This window comes from Streptomyces sp. RP5T (assembly GCF_003933965.1).
In the GTDB taxonomy this organism is placed as follows: Bacteria; Actinomycetota; Actinomycetes; order Streptomycetales; family Streptomycetaceae; genus Streptomyces.
The window spans coordinates 1-813 of the sequence record NZ_RSAJ01001201.1 but is presented as its reverse complement, the minus strand read 5'-3'; the positions used below and the strand labels follow the sequence as shown (position 1 = coordinate 813).

Sequence of the window (813 nt, the reverse complement as noted above, 5' to 3'; positions counted from 1 at the left end):
CATGAGAGGGGGCGGGGGGTTCGGTTCCGCTCGGGGATGGCAGGAAGGTGCAGGCCATGGCGCAGTTCATGGACGTACACCGTGGGATGCAGGGCATCACGGCCGACCAGCTGATGGAGGCCCACCAGGCCGATCTCGCGATAGAGAAGGACGAGGGCGTGCACTTCGAGCGCGCCTGGGCTGACCCCGAGTCCGGCCTCGTGTACTGCCTCTCGGAGGCACCGTCGCCGGAGGCGGTCCAGCGGATCCACGAGCGGGCCGGACACCGGGCGGACGAGATCCACGCGGTGCCGCTGTCGGTGTGACGGGGTCCCGCTACTGCAGGTGGTCGCGTACGAGGTCGAGGAACGCCCTGCGGTGGGGGCGGATGTAGGCCCAGACCCTCTCGTCCTGGGGATCGCCCGGCCCGGGGCCGTTCCTGATCACGTTCTGGACGTCGTACGCCAGACGACGTGCGGCCTCGTTGACCTCGGCGCCGCACAGCATGTGGATGGTCTTCTGGGCCACCCACATCCGGTCGATGGACTGCTTGGCGCGCGCCTGCCACTGCTCGTCGCTCACGCCGTGGTGGTAGTGGTCCACGGCGACCCGCTCGGCTTCCTGCACCGCGGACAGGAAGTCGATGAGATGGGTGACGCGCTCACCCCGCCGCACCTCGACCCGCTCCCGCCTGCTCCGCCGCACCTCGGCCCGCTCCGACGCCCGAGCCAGCGAGTACTGGGCCAGTGTCGACACGAGACCACCCAGAACAACCCCGAGAAACGGCACGAAAGTTGTCGATGTCACGCCTTCAGGGTGGCAGGGGGGCGGGGT

2 protein-coding genes are annotated in these 813 nt (G+C 69.4%); one reads left to right on the top strand and one right to left on the bottom strand.

Annotated features, from left to right (window positions below; translation table 11 throughout):
• The first annotated feature begins 56 nt into the window (after positions 1-56).
• Positions 57-305, top strand: a complete 249-nt coding sequence (locus tag EHS43_RS45395) for an SCO4226 family nickel-binding protein (protein ID WP_125196140.1) — start codon at positions 57-59, stop codon at positions 303-305.
• 10 nt (positions 306-315) lie between these two features.
• Here the strand turns inward: EHS43_RS45395 and EHS43_RS45390 are convergent, their stop codons facing one another.
• On the bottom strand, positions 316-786 hold the full coding sequence (locus tag EHS43_RS45390; RefSeq protein WP_125196139.1) for a hypothetical protein: 471 nt from the start codon (positions 784-786) through the stop codon (positions 316-318).
• Between the last annotated feature and the right edge of the window lie 27 nt (positions 787-813).